Annotated in this window: 15 protein-coding genes and 1 pseudogene; 11 read left to right on the forward strand and 5 right to left on the reverse strand. The window is 28.6% G+C overall.

The features are described from left to right. The 4 genes from CD111_RS12670 to CD111_RS00020 form a co-directional block, all read right to left on the reverse strand. Positions 1-555, reverse strand: a 555-nt coding sequence (locus CD111_RS12670) for a hypothetical protein (protein WP_206124211.1), incomplete at its 3' end; no start/stop codon positions are given. Continuing rightward, on the reverse strand, positions 552-3,674 hold the full coding sequence (locus CD111_RS00010; RefSeq protein WP_095085220.1) for a type I restriction endonuclease subunit R: 3,123 nt from the start codon (positions 3,672-3,674) through the stop codon (positions 552-554). The genes CD111_RS12670 and CD111_RS00010, both read right to left, overlap by 4 nt. Continuing rightward, positions 3,658-4,932 (reverse strand): restriction endonuclease subunit S, encoded by a 1,275-nt coding sequence (locus CD111_RS00015; RefSeq protein ID WP_095085222.1) that lies wholly within the window; start codon positions 4,930-4,932, stop codon positions 3,658-3,660. The genes CD111_RS00010 and CD111_RS00015 overlap by 17 nt, the downstream gene beginning before the upstream one ends. Beyond that, the gene (locus CD111_RS00020) at positions 4,922-6,436 is read right to left on the reverse strand and encodes a class I SAM-dependent DNA methyltransferase (protein ID WP_095085223.1); all 1,515 of its coding nucleotides are present in this window, start codon (positions 6,434-6,436) and stop codon (positions 4,922-4,924) included. Before CD111_RS00020 ends, CD111_RS00015 begins: the two co-directional genes overlap by 11 nt. 184 nt (positions 6,437-6,620) lie before the next feature. Between CD111_RS00020 and CD111_RS00025 the strand changes: the two genes are divergently transcribed. The 11 genes and pseudogenes from CD111_RS00025 to CD111_RS00075 all read left to right on the forward strand — a co-directional run bounded on the left by CD111_RS00025 (position 6,621) and on the right by CD111_RS00075 (position 15,328). Next, positions 6,621-7,595, forward strand: a complete 975-nt coding sequence (locus tag CD111_RS00025; protein WP_095085224.1) for a nucleotidyltransferase domain-containing protein — start codon at positions 6,621-6,623, stop codon at positions 7,593-7,595. Next, positions 7,588-8,136: a Cap15 family cyclic dinucleotide receptor domain-containing protein gene (locus tag CD111_RS00030; RefSeq protein ID WP_095085226.1), complete on the forward strand. Its 549-nt coding sequence runs from the start codon at positions 7,588-7,590 to the stop codon at positions 8,134-8,136. Before CD111_RS00025 ends, CD111_RS00030 begins: the two co-directional genes overlap by 8 nt. 327 nt (positions 8,137-8,463) lie before the next feature. After that, entirely contained in the window at positions 8,464-9,810 is a 1,347-nt protein-coding gene (locus CD111_RS00035; protein WP_095085227.1) for a toll/interleukin-1 receptor domain-containing protein, read from the forward strand. Between the two features lie 505 nt (positions 9,811-10,315). Next, on the forward strand, positions 10,316-11,539 hold the full coding sequence (locus tag CD111_RS00045; protein ID WP_095085230.1) for a hypothetical protein: 1,224 nt from the start codon (positions 10,316-10,318) through the stop codon (positions 11,537-11,539). A 164-nt stretch (positions 11,540-11,703) separates the two neighbouring features. Then, positions 11,704-12,138 (forward strand): GNAT family N-acetyltransferase, encoded by a 435-nt coding sequence (locus CD111_RS00050; RefSeq protein ID WP_095085231.1) that lies wholly within the window; start codon positions 11,704-11,706, stop codon positions 12,136-12,138. Between the two features lie 380 nt (positions 12,139-12,518). Beyond that, positions 12,519-12,830: an NUDIX domain-containing protein gene (locus tag CD111_RS00055; RefSeq protein ID WP_095085232.1), complete on the forward strand. Its 312-nt coding sequence runs from the start codon at positions 12,519-12,521 to the stop codon at positions 12,828-12,830. Between the two features lie 184 nt (positions 12,831-13,014). Then, positions 13,015-13,209: pseudogene (locus CD111_RS12895) on the forward strand (GNAT family N-acetyltransferase); the annotation flags it as partial. Continuing rightward, a complete protein-coding gene (locus CD111_RS00065) occupies positions 13,209-13,838 on the forward strand; it encodes a hypothetical protein (RefSeq protein WP_095085234.1) in 630 nt (209 codons plus the stop codon). The pseudogene CD111_RS12895 and the gene CD111_RS00065, both read left to right, overlap by 1 nt. A 65-nt stretch (positions 13,839-13,903) precedes the next feature. Then, positions 13,904-14,164 (forward strand): hypothetical protein, encoded by a 261-nt coding sequence (locus tag CD111_RS00070; RefSeq protein WP_095085235.1) that lies wholly within the window; start codon positions 13,904-13,906, stop codon positions 14,162-14,164. A gap of 77 nt (positions 14,165-14,241) precedes the next feature. Next, the gene (locus tag CD111_RS12825) at positions 14,242-14,373 is read left to right on the forward strand and encodes a hypothetical protein (RefSeq protein ID WP_268234635.1); all 132 of its coding nucleotides are present in this window, start codon (positions 14,242-14,244) and stop codon (positions 14,371-14,373) included. Then, the gene (locus CD111_RS00075; protein WP_095085236.1) at positions 14,351-15,328 is read left to right on the forward strand and encodes a hypothetical protein; all 978 of its coding nucleotides are present in this window, start codon (positions 14,351-14,353) and stop codon (positions 15,326-15,328) included. The genes CD111_RS12825 and CD111_RS00075 overlap by 23 nt, the downstream gene beginning before the upstream one ends. 195 nt (positions 15,329-15,523) lie before the next feature. Here the strand turns inward: CD111_RS00075 and CD111_RS00080 are convergent. Beyond that, on the reverse strand, positions 15,524-16,693 hold a 1,170-nt coding region (locus CD111_RS00080; protein WP_142380927.1), incomplete at its 5' end, for a DNA/RNA helicase domain-containing protein.

The raw sequence follows: 16,693 nt of genomic DNA on the forward strand, positions 1-16,693 counted from the left end.
ATCATAAATACTTATTTTTATAGGTATTTTTAAAGAGCTAATAATTCCAATAAGTGTTATTACGAAAGTAATGGGAATAAAGGATAAGTTTAAAAATTGCCTATGAATACTCAAATTTTCTAAAAATATACCTTTACTTTCGATATTATTTGTATCTATCTTAAACCTTCTATACATACCAAAATAAAATGATAATAAATAAACAAATGAGCTAGATAAGTATGAAATTATACTTACAAATAAATCTATTTGATGAGTGTTACTTATATAGTCAAGATGTATACTAGTAATTAATCCTACTAAGAATCCTATGATAGTGAATGATGAAAAATACGTTATTAAAGGAACTTTATAATATTTATCATGTGCATTTTTGAATAAAAACTTATTTTTACCTAAAATGGTATCCCTAATGTTAATCATAAATTGTTTAAATGGGTAAATAGTGATTGATAATAAAAAAAATAGAAAGAAAGATAGTAATTTTTTGATTATAATAAATGGGATTAAACATCCCAACAAGAACTTTTTTATTATTGTTTCAACTATACTCATAAATTCCCTGCCATTAACTCTGCTTGTTCTACTACTTGTTCTACTGCCATTTTTTGAAGATCAGGTGGATAACCATATTTTTTTAATAGTCTTCTAACTTGTACTCTCATTCTTGCCTTAGAACTTTCTCGTACTACCCAATCAACTGTCATATTATCTTTAATTAGCTTAGTTAGCTCGTGTGCAATAGCTCTTAATTCTTTATCACCCATTGCTTCTTTAGCAGTTTCGTGAGAAGCTAAGGCATCATAAAACGCTATTTCTTCAGTACTCAAGCCTAAATCTTTTCCTCGTTGTTGTTCTTGATTTATTTCTTTTGCCATTTGAATTAATTCTTCAATTACTTTTGAGGCTTCGATAGAACGATTATTGTATTTTTGAATTGATTTGCTTAACATCTCAGAGAATTGTTTAGAAACGGTTGCGTTTGATTTCATTAATGACTTTACTTGTCCTTTAAGTAGTTTATTTAATAATTCTACTGCTACATTTTTTTGTTGTAAGCCTTCTACATCTTTTAAGAAATCATCAGAGAGTATAGATATGTCTGGGTTATCTAATCCAAGTGTTTGATATATATCTATAACTTCTTCAGTTACGACTGATTTTGAAATCAATTGATTAATTTCCGCTTCAACTTCTGCAGGAGACTTTTTATGCTCCCCATCTTCACTTGGTGGAGCAAGTAATTTTACTATGCCTGATTTTACCGCTTTTAAGAATGCAATTTCACTATTTAATTCTTGAGCAGTTTCTTCAGTTGCACATAATGCGAATGCTTTACCTAATTCTGTAACTGTTTTTACAAATCTTTGTCTTTCTTCTTCACCTAAACCAATAACATAATCCATCGTACTTGATATGACATTATAGCGATCAGATTGTTTATCTGATTCAAAGTTAGAATAATCATGATTGTATAACATATCTTGTATAATATCGTACTTCATTAACATTAATTCTAATGCTTTATCTGTATCAACACCTGTTTGTTCTTTATCAGAGTCTGTATACTCTTTTAAGGCTTCTTTTAGACTTTCTGCAATACCTACATAGTCTACGATTAAACCACCTGGTTTATCTTTAAACACTCTGTTTACACGTGCAATTGCTTGCATTAGATTATGCCCTTGCATAGGTTTATCAATATACATCGTATGCATAGAAGGGACATCAAATCCGGTTAACCACATATCTCTTACAATAACGAGTTGTAATTCATCTTCAACATCTTTCATTCGGTTTTCTAATAAATTTCTTCGCTTTTTAGGACCAATGTGTCTCTGGAAGTTCTTAGGATCACTTGATGAACCTGTCATCACAACTTTGATAACACCTTGGTTATCATCATCTGAATGCCATTCGGGTTTTAATCTTACAATTTCATCATATAAATCAACCGCTATACGGCGACTCATTGTGACAATCATGCCTTTACCTTTCATCGCTTTTTGTCTTGTTTCAAAGTGACTAATTATGTCAGTTGCTAAAGCATGAATACGCTGTTCTGATCCTGATAATGCTTCTATTCGAGACCATTTAGATTTTAATCGTGTTTTGACATCGTCTTCCTGTCCAGAAGTAATATCATCATAAGCTGCATCAATATCTAAATCTGTTGGTAAATTTAATGGTATGATTCGACTCTCATAATAAATCTTAACAGTACTACCATCTTCAACAGCTTGCGTCATATCATACACATCAATATAATTACCAAATACCATTTGTGTATTCTTATCTGTTGAAGATACAGGTGTTCCAGTAAAACCAACGAACGAAGCATTAGGCAAAGCATCTCTTAAATATTTCGCATAGCCATATTTAATACCTTCACCTTTTTCATCGTAAGTTGCTTTGAAACCATATTGTGTACGGTGTGCTTCGTCAGCCATTACAATGACATTTCTGCGTTCTGTTAGGGCATCCATAGTAACTTTGCCTTCTTCTGGTTCGAATTTCTGCATCGTTGTAAATACAATACCACCAGATTCTACAGATAATAGTTCTTTCAATTCTTTTCGTGATTCAGCTTGTTTAGGTGTTTGTCTTAGTAATCCTTTACCTGAACGACCTTTAGACTTTACAAAAGTACCATACAATTGGTTATCTAAGTCATTACGGTCTGTTACGACAACTAATGTAGGATTATTTAATTTTTGAATTAACTTTCCAGAGAAGAAGACCATTGTCACACTCTTACCAGAACCTTGTGTGTGCCAAATAACGCCACCCTTACCATCTCCATGTTCAGATGTTGCTTCCATAGCACGATTAACAGCTTTATTCACTGCATAATATTGATGATAAGCAGCTAATATTTTAACTATATGACCTTTACCGTCATCTTGGAACAAAACAAAATGACGTATTAAATCTAATAGTACTTCCTTATTTAACATACCGTGAATCAATATATCTAAACTACGAAATGTTGATGAATCTTCAGTTTTACCATCTTTAGTACGCCAAGCCATAAAGCGGTCATAATCAGCAGTTAAAGAACCAGCTTTCGTATTAACACCATCACTCGTCACTAATACTGCATTATGATTAAATAATTGTGGAATTCTCATTTTATAAGTTTCTAACTGATGATACCCGTCTTCAATACCAACAGATTCATTTGTAGAATTTTTCAGTTCAATAACCACTACTGGTAATCCATTTATGAATAACACAATATCAGGTCTTTTTTTATAATCTCCATTCACAACAGTTAATTGATTAACAGCTAAGAAATCATTATTTCCTGGGTTATCAAAGTCGAATACATACACCAAATCATTAATCGTCTCACCGTCATCATTATAGTGTTCAACCTCAATACCATTTGTAATCATTTCGTGGAAAGAGCGGTTATTCTCTAATAAACTAGGAGACTTCTCAATAGAAATTTCACGAATAGCCTGTTCAATTGCACTATTATTTAGTTCAGGATTAATACGTCTCAAAGCCGCTTCCAAACGATCATCAAGCACAACATCTTTGTCGCTCTCCCGTTCATTCATAATCCCATTGTCACTACTATCTCGACCATTCTTAACAGAATAGCCAAGACCCTCAAACCACTTCAGTGCAACCTGTTCTAAATCATCTTCACTAAATTGAAAGCTCATCTTCATTCACCTCGATGTCATCAGGTATCTCAATTTCACCTGACATTAATTTTGGTAATAATGTGTCACGTAGTTGGGTTAAATTTTGGTTTTGTTCTCTAATTATTTTAATTTTTTCAATATACGGTTCAATTTTTTCACTTAATAAATATGAAACTTCTTCATTATATGCAAACCTGTATTGGATTGCTATATCTGGCTTAACTCTCTGCCTACTATTAGTTGAACCAGTAGTATTTGAAACCAAATATTCATTAAATTTATCAGAAATACATATGTTATAAATAAAAGCATTTCTATAACTATTATCACTTTTAAGAACTACAAATTCTGATGAAGCAACGTTTAGAAAATTTTCGTTATATGAAGTTACCCATATCCTTCTTGTTGTGGGGTTCATCTTAGAAAACAAAATACAATTCTCATCTATTATCCACTTGTTACTTTTAATATCAGTTACATTATCAATACTAGGGTACTGCCCACTATCAAAAGATGGTAAACTAAAATGTTTTACCTCTAATTCATTACTTTTTTTAGGGTTAAATGTATCTTTTTTGTGATGTACTATATCTTTTAAATATACACATTCCCATCCTTTTGGTATCTTCCCTATTTCACTATCAACCATCTCTCCACCACTTGATTTGTATGGATTTCCATTTTTATCTGGGAATTCAAAATCAACAAACCAACGTTTGAATAATGTTTGAGAAAGTTCTTCAAGGTTTGCTATGATTTGTTTATTAGTTTCTATTTTTTCATCTAATTTACTTAAGATATTTACAACTTTATATTGATAAGAAATTGAAGGAACATTTATAGGTAATTTTTCAATCATAGATTTGTTAAACTCAACTTGACCAGTAGATCCAGCTAAAAATTCATTTAAAATCATCGCTTGAAATTGAGTTGTTCTCATTTGATAATATAAAAATCTACTTATTAGTAAATCTTCGTTAGTCCTTACAATAGTTATATGAGAATCTGCAAACATTAAATCAGGTTCATAGTTAATATGATAAACTCTGCCCACTGTTCCAGTACCTGTTGAATTTATTAAAACATCATTTTTTTTTATAAAATGTCTTTTATCTATTTTTTTATTTTCATCATGGTATTTTAATACTGATTTATCAAAAGTGTCCCATTGAATAGCTTTTTGGTTTATAACAGGTATACCTTCAGTCACGTATTTAGGTTGTTTACCTCTATAAATATAACTAGATAAATTTTTTAATTGTACATTATACTCCATAACCTAATCCCTCCAATGATTTTCGGATTTGGTCCTCGAGTTCTTTTGATTTCGCAAATTGTTCGCTTAAATCTGCTGTAATTCGATCCATTTTTTGTTCAAATGGTTCTGAGTCCTCTTCAACATCTGCTAAACCGACGTAACGACCAGGTGTTAAGATATATTCGTTATCTTTTATTTCTTCAGTTTTGGCAACTTTACAAAAGCCTGCTTTATCTTCATATTGGTTATCATTTGTACCACGCCATGAATGATAGACACTTGCTATATCTTTTATTTCATCATCTGAGAATTCTTTTAATGTTCTAGACACCATGCTTCCAACATTTCTAGCATCTATAAAGAGAACTTCTCCTCTACGTTCATTTTTGCCATTTTTATCTTTATCTTTTGAAATAAACCATAAACAAACTGGAATTTGTGTTGAGTAGAATAATTGTCCAGGTAAGGTTACTATACATTCCACTATATCTTGTTCGATTAAATTTTTGCGAATTTCTAATTCATCTTTACCACTCGTAGACATTGATCCATTTGCTAAAACAAATCCTGCTGTACCACTTGGTGCTAGCTTAGAAATCATATGTTCTATCCATGCATAGTTGGCATTTCCTTTTGGTGGGATACCAAATTTCCAACGATAGTCATCTAATAATTTTTCTTGTCCCCAATCACTCGCATTGAAAGGTGGGTTAGCGAGGATAAAATCTGCTTTTAGATCTTTATGTAAATCATTATGGAACGTATCTGCATGATGTTCTCCCAAGTCACTATCAATACCTCTAATAGCCAAGTTCATTTTTGCTAATTTCCAAGTTGTTGGATTTGATTCTTGACCATAAACAGCAATGTTGTCTAAACGACCTTGGTGACGTTCTACAAAACGCTCACTTTGTACAAACATACCGCCTGAACCACAGCAAGGGTCATAAATTCTACCTTCATAGGGTTCAACCATTTCAACAAGTAATTTAACAATTGATGCAGGTGTATAGAATTCCCCAGCATTTTTACCCTCAGCGCTCGCAAACTTCGCGATAAAATATTCATACACACGACCTAAGACATCTTGCTTTTTACTTTCAGAGTCTCCAACTTTGAATGTAAATAGGTCAATAATATCGCCTAATTTTCCTTTGTCTAATGCTGGTCTAGAATAATCTTTAGGTAAAACACCTTTTAATGATTCATTTTCTTTTTCAATTGCTATCATTGCTTTATCAATAATTTGACCAATTTCTGGTTTTTTAGAATTATCGTTAATATATTGCCAACGTGCTTCTTTAGGAACCCAGAAAACATTTTCTGCTAGATATTCGTCTTTATCTTCTTCATCAGCTAATTCATCATTTTTCAATTCTTCATATTTCTCTTCAAATGAATCTGATACATATTTCAAAAATATAATTCCTAATGCTACATTCTTGTATTCTGCTGCATCCATACTCCCACGTAATTTATCTGCCGCTTGCCATAACTTTTCTTCAAATCCGATTGTCGCCATTTATATTCCACCTCTATATTATCCTTTATACAAATATAGCAAATATTAAGTCTTTATGTGACTTTTCTTGTGATTTTCTTTGTGAAAAATATTGTTTGTTATATTATTTAAGTAATATTAAGTAGCTAATTATAAAAGTATAGATTATTATGTAGTTAAACTGAGTACGAATGGGGGAGCAAATTTGTTATTTACTGAAGAACAATTAAAATTATATTCTAAACCATTGTCAGAATCTGAAAAAGAAAAGTGTGAAAATGCAATAAGAATTATCCAAGAATCTCTGGAATCATTAGGGTATGAAACAAAAAAGGGTATACATAGAAACAATGAAGATACGCTATCATATCAAATTAAAATGACTAATCCATCGAAAGATTATGAACTAAGTATATTTGTGAAAGGTTCGTATGCAACAAATACCAATGTAAGACAAAATAGTGACGTTGATATTGCAGTGGTAAAAGAAAGTGAGTTTTTTGATAAATATAGGGAAGGTAAAACTAGAGAAAATTATAAATTTGTTTCTAGTAATAAGCCTCCGTATCATTTTAAAGATGAAGTAGAAGAAGCTTTGATTGAAAGATTTGGAAGAAGTGAGGTAAGAAGAGGTAATAAAGCAATTAGAATCAATGGCAATACTTACCGTAAAGAAACAGATTGTGTACCTTGTTTTAGATATAGAGATTATAGTAATGATTATATGGATGATCCAAATAATTTCATTGGAGGAATCACAATTTATTCAGATAAAGGTGAACGAATTATAAATTATCCGGAACAGCATATAAATAATAGTGTTATAAAAAATAACAATACAAATTATAAATATAAAAAGATGGTTAGAATAATAAAGGAAATAAGATATCAATTAATAGATAGTAAAAATGGAAACGCGAAACAAACTTCTTCATTTGGAGTTGAAGGTTTGTTTTGGAACATACCGGATTACAAATATAGCAGCGGTCGAACTTTAGGAGATACATTTAATGCATTAATTACATTTTTAATAGTCAATATTGATAAATTAAGTGAATTTAAAGAACCTAATGACATTCTATATTTATGCGATTCTCAAGAAAAAAATAATGTTTATAAAAATTTTATTCTAGATGTAAAGAATTATTTTGAATATAGTGGTGAGAAAAAATATGAATGACAAAATAAATCATTTGATTAAAGTAAATGGGAGCTTTACAGTAATTATTGGATTATTATTAATTCTAATATCATGTATTATATGGCAGATAGACTGGATAGATATCATAAGTTACACTATAACAATATCAACATTTCTTACTATAGGATTTGAAAGGTTTATGTGGAAATGGAAATTGTTTCGTATATTTAATAAGCAGCTCGATATATCAGGAGTTTATGAAGCAATTATCAGATATACTCATGGAAAAGGTGGAGTTAAAAAAGTAGATGTGAAAATAAAGCAAACTTTTTTAACTGTAAATATTGAATTAAAAAGTGATGAAATTACTAGTAATAGTATTACCGCAGAGATTATTAATGAAAATGGTAAAAATATTTTGTATTATACTTATATAACAAACCCGAAAGCTGAATACGAAGAGAATAATCCTATTAATCGTGGAACAACAAGATTAATTGTTGAGGAAACCGAATTGGCTGGAAAGTATTGGACCGGAGTAAAAACTACAGGTGATTTAACACTAAAAAAATTATATTAGAAAATTGATACCAAAATAAATTTAATTTATTTTGGTATTTTTAGCAATATCACTAATAAGGGGAAAGTTATCATAAGTAAAACTAAAAAATAGGAGTAAGTAGATGAAGAGTGTAAATCAGATTAATTAATAATAATGTATCAAATTTAAAGAAAGTAAAGATTAATTCTTCATTACTTCCTCTAAATCATTAATTAAAAGTCAAAGAATTTTTAGAAGAGATATAATTAAGGTACAGAAAGAAGAAATTTATAATAGATAAAAGGTTCAAATAGATAATTAACTAATATAACCGGTTAATCAATTCATAGAGAATGGAGATTAAAAATGACTAATAATCAAGAAAGAAAGACATTATTTATTTCATATGCTCATACTAATGATGATCACAAAAATAGAGTGAAGGAGATAGCAACTGAATTAATCAATAATGGTGTAGATGTAATTTTAGATATTTGGGATTTTGAAAAAGGGTCAGACTTAAACAAGAAAATGGAAGATTCGGTAACCCAAAGCGATGTAACATTAATAATTGGAGATAAATATTATGTAGATAAAGCTAATAATCGTGAAGCTGGGGTTGGTAAAGAATCAATTATTTTAAGTAATAATTATGTAAAAAATTTAAACAGTGGAGAATACAGAATATTATATGCCTTTACTGAAAAAGATGATATGGGAGATCCCATATTACCAAATTACATGTTAGGAAATAATAGTTTTGATATGACTGATGATGCTAATGATTATCAAGTCGCAGAGGAAATAGCGAGAACTATATATGGCGTTCCGGTAGAACCAAAACCTAAATTACAGCCTATACCTGATTTTTTAGAAAAGAATAGCATGAGTTCAATTAAAAAAATAAAAAAAGTAAATATAATTAATAACAAGCTACTTGATGAATTTATAGAAGAGTTAAAAAAAGAATTAACAGAACTAGATAAGGATTATAAAAAATATCAAGACATACAGATAAGACGTGATTTCAGTAGAATTACTATGTTGTTAAAGTATTGGGATGAAGTTGTTAGAAAAGTTGATAAAGCGAAAGAGATAGCAAAAATATCAGAAGAGTTATTAAATACTTTAGATTTAAATGATAGAAATAGTAACGATGCGACAAGAATTTTTATTCGTCTTTCTTTTGTTTACACAATTGCTTATGCTATAAATATAGAGAATATAGAGTTTATAGAAGACTTGATAAAATACGATTATACTGTTGAAGATAGAGAAACTGACTATACTATAATAAATAATTTATGTAACCCATCATTTATTCAAAATGAAATATATGAAAGAAGAATATTAGATTATAATACTCATTATTTTGAAGTGGAAGAAAGAATACTAAGAGATATAGATTTTAAAATAGTAGAAATTCTTGAAGCAGACGTCTTTCTTAACTTTATTACTTTATTTAATAAAGAAAAATCTAAGAGTCAATTTAACAATTGGAAAATTGTAGATTCACAGATATATTCAAAAATAGAGAAGTATAAAAATCGTTTCAAATATTTAAAAAGTTTCAAAAGAGAGAAAACAATTAATCAACTACTATCACTTTTAAATATGGATAACTTAGAAGAGTTCATCGAAAAGTTAGAAACTATTGAATATAGTAAGTTCTTTTTAGTAATTAAAAAAGAGGAAATAGCCAGCCAAAAATAAAATTAGAAACTTAACTGTAAATTTAATTGATATAATAATGACACAGCAATATCCTCTTTTTATTGAGATACGGTCAATGTATTTAAAAAAGATAGAGGGACAAACCTCGAAATATGCTTTACCGATGCATGAAACAGATTTTAGTAACTTATCAGCTACTTATACTACAGCAGGGTCATTAGATTCGTTTAGAGATGAGACAATGAATTATATACGAGCATTGATAGAAGTGGACTTGTCTGTAAAATTTTATTTGTATCCTAGAGAGTATAACGAATTTGAAGCAAGGTTCCAGAAACTAATATTAGTAAAAAAGCGACTGATGTATTTATTACTGCAATGAGAAATAGACTAAATTTCTAGTACTAAAATATAACTAGTGAAGAGGAAATAGTGTAATAACTGTAGAATATGTTATGAAAATTGAGGGAAGTGAAAATTCGACTTTTTATACAATCACATGCTACATTTTTTGTAATAATACAATGTGTTAGGAGTGTGAAACATGGAAATGAATCGCTTTGATATTTATAGAGAGTTATGGACTAAATCCCGTACCGCATTTGCTGAGGAACATAATATAGAGTTTAATGATTTGAAGAAGATTATTGAGATCCATAAGATTCCCTTACCCAATTCTAAGTATTTGTATGATTACAGAAGAGGTATTATTGGTCGGCTAGAACCTGTAGAAGGTGAAGATTATTCAATTAAAATTGATGAAAAACTGAGCGAAAAAGCTAAAATAACAAATAAATGGTCATATTTTAACGATGATAAAAAAGAAGAAATTTACACTGTATATACAGACTTGAAGATACCAGATAAGGTTAAGGTTCATCATAAAATCGTCACTAAACATAAAAACTATCTTTTATCTGAAAGAAGAAGGCAAAGGGAATCGGAAATGAAGCCTTGGGGTTATTATCGCTCAGAGCCACAGAAAGTTTTGAATGCATCTCATATATCAAAAGAAGCATTATCAGACTTTTATAGGCTTTGTGATACTTTATTTAAAGCAATCGAATGTTTAAATTTTAAGGTTAGTGTTGATGAAGAATATATTTGTATTCATATACCTCGTAGAGACAAACAAGTGAAGAAAAGTGACTTGATGTACCTAAAGTTGAATGTATTCCATATAAAATTAAGGTTTAAAGAAAAGAAGAAAAGAGTCAAAAGAGATGATGATCGTTATTCTTCTTATGATTATCTCAACACTGGTTATTTCAAGGCGGAACTCGTTGGAGTCTATCCTTGGAGTAATAACGTCTACGGTATTAATCGAGAATATCCTGGTACAGATGACCATAACATATTGATTAAGAAAATTTTTGAGAGAATATTTGAATTACCACAGTTATTGAATGATGCAGAGCTTGAATACATTGAAAAACAGAACGAAGAGGAACGCAAACGCAAAGAAGCTGAACAATTAAGAAAAAGTAGAGAATCAGAGTTTAATAATATTAAAACACTAATCAGTGAGTACAAGTTACATAAAGAAATAAAAGCGTTAACCGAGTATATTAATGACTATAAGTTAAAGAATGTCACAATTGAAGAGATGATGTGGTATAAAGAGACACTTACTTGGTTGAAAGACTCCAGAAAAGTTGAGAAAGCATTAGGAGACAGAAACCATGAACAAATAGTAAAATATTTATTAAATGAAATGAAAGAAAGCGATGTTGATTTCCATGATCCATCGAGTTATAGATGGTGGTGAGCCAGTAATCATTAAGAAAGCTATGTTGTTTATTGACGTGCAGTTTACATTAATACCTATTTGAAAATGCTGAATAGAATTATTAGATAAAAGAAATTTTCCAAATATCAAAGTAAGCATTAGTTGGCAGCGGATAAAAATTTGGAATTAAGGAGAGGTATGTAATGGTAAAAAAATTAGATAATATAGATTTTGAGTCAATAGAAAAGATTTCAAATATATGGCTTAATTCTAATTTAGATGCACATGACTTTATAAAACGTGATTATTGGATTAATAACTTAGATAAAGTAAAAAATATGCTTCCAGATTCAACAATTTACGTGTATTATGCTGATAATCAAATCGTTGGATTTGCTGGCTTATATGAGCAATATATTGCAGGTATTTTTATTACAGATAATTATCGTAATAAAGGAATAGGAAGGTTAATACTAGAAAGATTAAAAACCGATTATAGTGTACTTAATTTACATGTATATGAGAAAAATGAAGGAGCTACCCGTTTTTATACCAAACACCATTTTGAAATAAGATCTAAGGAGTTTGAAGAAGATACTCAAGAATATGAGTATCTTATGGAATGGGGTAGTAATTGAAATTACAAAAGCAACAAATAAAAAACTCTATCAAGCTCCACAACTTGATAGAGTTTTTTGTATATATTATAAGCTTTTATGATACTAGTTGATATTAGACGTAAAGTATTTATAGTAGTAATATATCGTTTTATCTAGCTATACAAAAAACCGCATCATAAACTGATAAGCAGAAAGTTATCATAAGTGATGCGTTTTAATTAGCATTCTTGTAAATCGATTTGGACATATCAAACTGTATGCAGTTTATAAAAAGCATTTAAGTAGTGAGAAAATGAAAGTGAGGGACTTAATTGAAAATATATAAATGTGCAAATTTATTATTTGTAAAAAGTAAACACATTCTATAAGTCAAAGTACGTGATAATCAAAAATATTATCTGCCAGGTGGAAAAATTGAAACGAATGAAAATGATCTAGATACATTAATTAGAGAACTTAAAGAAGAATTAAATATAGAATTATCAAAAGAAAGCTTTAAGTTTATTTGTAATGTAGAAGATGTTGCTTATCCAGATAACCAGAATTCTGTTGTATTGCAATGCTATTATTCAGATATCAGTAACTATAAATTAATAAAAAGTAATGAAATTACTGATATAAAAATGATTTCATTTGAAGATAAGCATTTAATGGCACCTGCAGTAGTTAAATTAGTAAATCTTATAGAAAATGGTGAAGTTAAAGTATGAGTTTTATGACCCATTCTTAGGCAAGGAATATTTAATAGTTTACTTAGACGATAGATTATTGAATTGGTCTACAATAAAATATATTTATTTCAAGTGACATAAATATGCAAAATATTGATGGAGATGTGCTACCTGAGATTGAGTTTTATATTATAAAGAAACACTTTAATAAGGATATGAGACTGAAGTGACAAATGCCTGTTTAGAATATGCATTTGATATTTTAGGACTTGAGCAAATATATACATACATGACTATAGATAACTTATCATCTCAAAAAGTAACTACAAAAATAGGACTGAAGAAGTACAAGGAATTTAATAAGAATAGTGTACTACATATTATTCAAATCTCATTCAAAGGAAAGGGGACTAACTGATGGAACATATTAATGGGATAATATCTTATGTATCGAAGAATATTGAAGTTCTTAAATGGATAATTCCTTTAATTGGTGGACTAATTACTGGGATGTTCACTGTAATTGTGCCTAAAAAGGTTGAGGATACATTGTTTGAAAAACTATATATAACGGGTCAAAGAGTATATTATTTAAGATTAATAGTTGGAATGTTAGCATTTTCGTTTATTCCAATAGTTATACTTTGGATTGAATTAGGAAATGATACGTTGATCAAGAATTTACCAATATTAATAATATTAAACTTGGATTATTTATTAATGTTGGTTTTATTTTATGAAAATATTTTATCAGTCAGAGGTTCTTTTTTTATAGAAGATGAACAGAAGAATAAATGGTTTTTTGAAAAGTATAATGAAAGTAAGGATATTTTTTATATGAAGTCCAAAGACGACAATTTAAGTCATAGCTTTAAGTCAAAAAAATTCGAAGATGTAATTGGTTTTGTTCAACATCAATATAACTATGAGGATACAAGATTTTATATTATCTGTAATTATTATAATGAGTTGTCCCAAAGTATTTTTAAAAAGTATAGAACACAAGGTTGGTATTTGAGTATTCATTCAATATTTTTCTATTTATAATATTAGTATCATTTATATCTATTAATAAATTATCCATTTCCATTGCATTTTATGTGCCCGTTGGATTGTTACTTTTATATGTTGGTTTTACATATATAAAAGTTGCGAAACATGCACTTAAATTGTATAAATTAAATAAAAAGAGCAATCCAACATATGATGATGTATGTAAACATAAAAAATGGTTGCGTAGATATACGTTTAATATACTTGAGCCTAGTAAAAGGCAAGATATGACTCTTTCAGAAGTAACTGAGAAATTAGACGAAAAATTAAATAGAAAAAATACTGTTATAGAAAAATGCGGAATAGATAAAAAGAATTGATGGAAGAGTAGTTTTGACCCTTTTATGCTCACATGCTACATTTATTGTAATATTATAATGAATTGGGAGTGTGAAACATGGAAATGAATCGCTTTGATATTTATAGAGAGTTATGGACAAAATCCCGTACGGCATTTGCTGAGGAACAGAATATCGAGTTTAATGATTTGAAAGGGTGGGAATATAATGGCGAAATTTGTATTGATTAAGTTTGATAAAATACTATATAAAAAACGTGAAAAGAAAAATACATTAAATAGTTTTAAACTTCCTAATACTTATATAGAAAGTATATATCAACAAAAAAGAGTAATAGAAAGGTATTCTAATATCATTAATAGAATATCTCTACCTAAACTAGACATAGTTAATATTAAACCAATACTTCCAAATCCTAATTTATTTCCTACTTTAACTAATATGCAGCAATCAACAAAAGTAAATAATGTTATTGCTGATACTATAAGAGATGTAAATAAGTTAATTAATGATAGTTTAAACGTACAAATAAATCTTATTAACAGGGTTACTTCGGGTATAGATTTAAATAAGCAAAAGGAAACAATTAGCTTATTAGAAGAACAATTAGGGACCTTTATTGAATACTGCGAACAATTCAAATTGAGTATGAGATTAGAATATTTTTCTGATTACTATGATATTTACCTTGATAAAAAAGCAATCACTGATGAAGATATCTATATAGTATTTAAAAAACATTATGATGATATTAAAAATAACCTTATTGAAAATGAGTTTTATCTTCCTAAGAAGGAGTATGTTCAACGTATTATAGAAAATTTCGAAAATAAGCGTTATACCGAAGTTGCCATGTTAACTTTAGCTATCATTGATTATTTAACTATTTACAAAGCATATCAGGAAGAAAGGGAGCCAAGATATAAAAGTATAAATATGGTTGTAAACAAACATATTCTAGGTAATGAAAAGGAAATCAATCAAGTTATAACCCAATACACTGTTAAGTTGATTAAATGCTACTATAGCATCCACAATGATATAGAAGATCCAGACTATATAAATAGAAATAGATTGATGCATGGAATAATGGATATTGAATTTATAAAAAAGATAGATTGTATAAAATTAATTTATTTACTTGACGTTTTGTCATCAATTGAAATTAAACTATTAAAAGTGTAAATTAAAATATTTATAATTAATTCTAAAAGGGGTATATCAAAATCTATATGGTTAAACTTAGTTCTATAAAAAATCTAACAGGAGAGAAATTTATTTTTCTCTCCTGTTAGATTTTTTATAATTGAATATCCAAAACAGCGAAACCTTGCTTGAGAGATTTCCAGGGTAATAATAGGTTAAGCATCTAATCAATTTTTACGAATATTCTTTTGTCACTATTTTCATCAGGTTGTTATATAAATCTATATTATCTATAATAATGAATTTGAGCTTCTTTCTTGTTCTAGTCATATTTTGAAATACCATTTGGACAGGATCATAGTGATATTTCCCACCTATATAATGCAGAGATTTATTTTTTATTTCAAAACTACCATCTAGAATAATCGCAACATTATCAAACTCCTGTCCAATAACTCTATGAGAGTTGATTTCCTGATTTAATAATGAATATTTATTAAATGATGCAGAGTCAAAACGAGAAGTAGTTAACGGTAAATAAGTCCATGAATTATTCTCAAGGTAATCCAAGTATTCTTCATAATTGCTTTGTTTACTTATATAATCAATTTCAATATTTCTATATTCTATATTGTTTTTCTTGTTATTATCGAATAGTTCTTTAATAAAATAAGCAATTTCCTTATTTGATCTTATCTTATCAGTTAATACTTCATGCTTAATCCTCTTACTAATATCTTTTATATTTTTGATGTTGTTATAATTTTCTTCTCTTTGACTCAGGTATTGCCTAGGATCCAGACAAAATATTAGTTTAGTATTATTTTGTTTAGCATTATTTATAATACTTTTTAATTGAGACGGATATAATCTTTGGACCTCATCTAATAATATGACATCTAGGTCTTGGTATTCTTGATCTTCTATACCATCTTTAATACATCTAATATTCCATCCATCCTCTTTATTTAATCGACGATGTCCACCGTTTAAATAGGCACAGTGAATAATTAAGGTATTTTTTTCAAGTTTAATAAGTTTATGAGCTGCATCATATAGAACTAAAGATTTTCCTGTACCTGCTTTACCTTCAACTATGTAATCATCACTAAGTTTTATTAGATTATTAACTATATTTTGTTGGTGTTGGGTAAGAATATATTTTTGTTCAAGAAATTTTTCAGTATCATTAAACGGTGATATTAAATAATTTGAAGGCTTAAATACATCATCTAAATGAGTTGATTCTATATTTTTGTATTTAGAAAGTATCTTAATAACTTCATTTGTATCAATTTTAATAGTTGTCTGGGTATTACTATCATATTTATAAAATGTATTTTCATTACTGATATAGGTTATAATATCCAATTCACTTGAGACAGCCTTTAAATAGAAATAACT

Source organism: Mammaliicoccus stepanovicii, from assembly GCF_002902525.1.
Lineage (GTDB): Bacteria > Bacillota > Bacilli > Staphylococcales > Staphylococcaceae > Mammaliicoccus > Mammaliicoccus stepanovicii.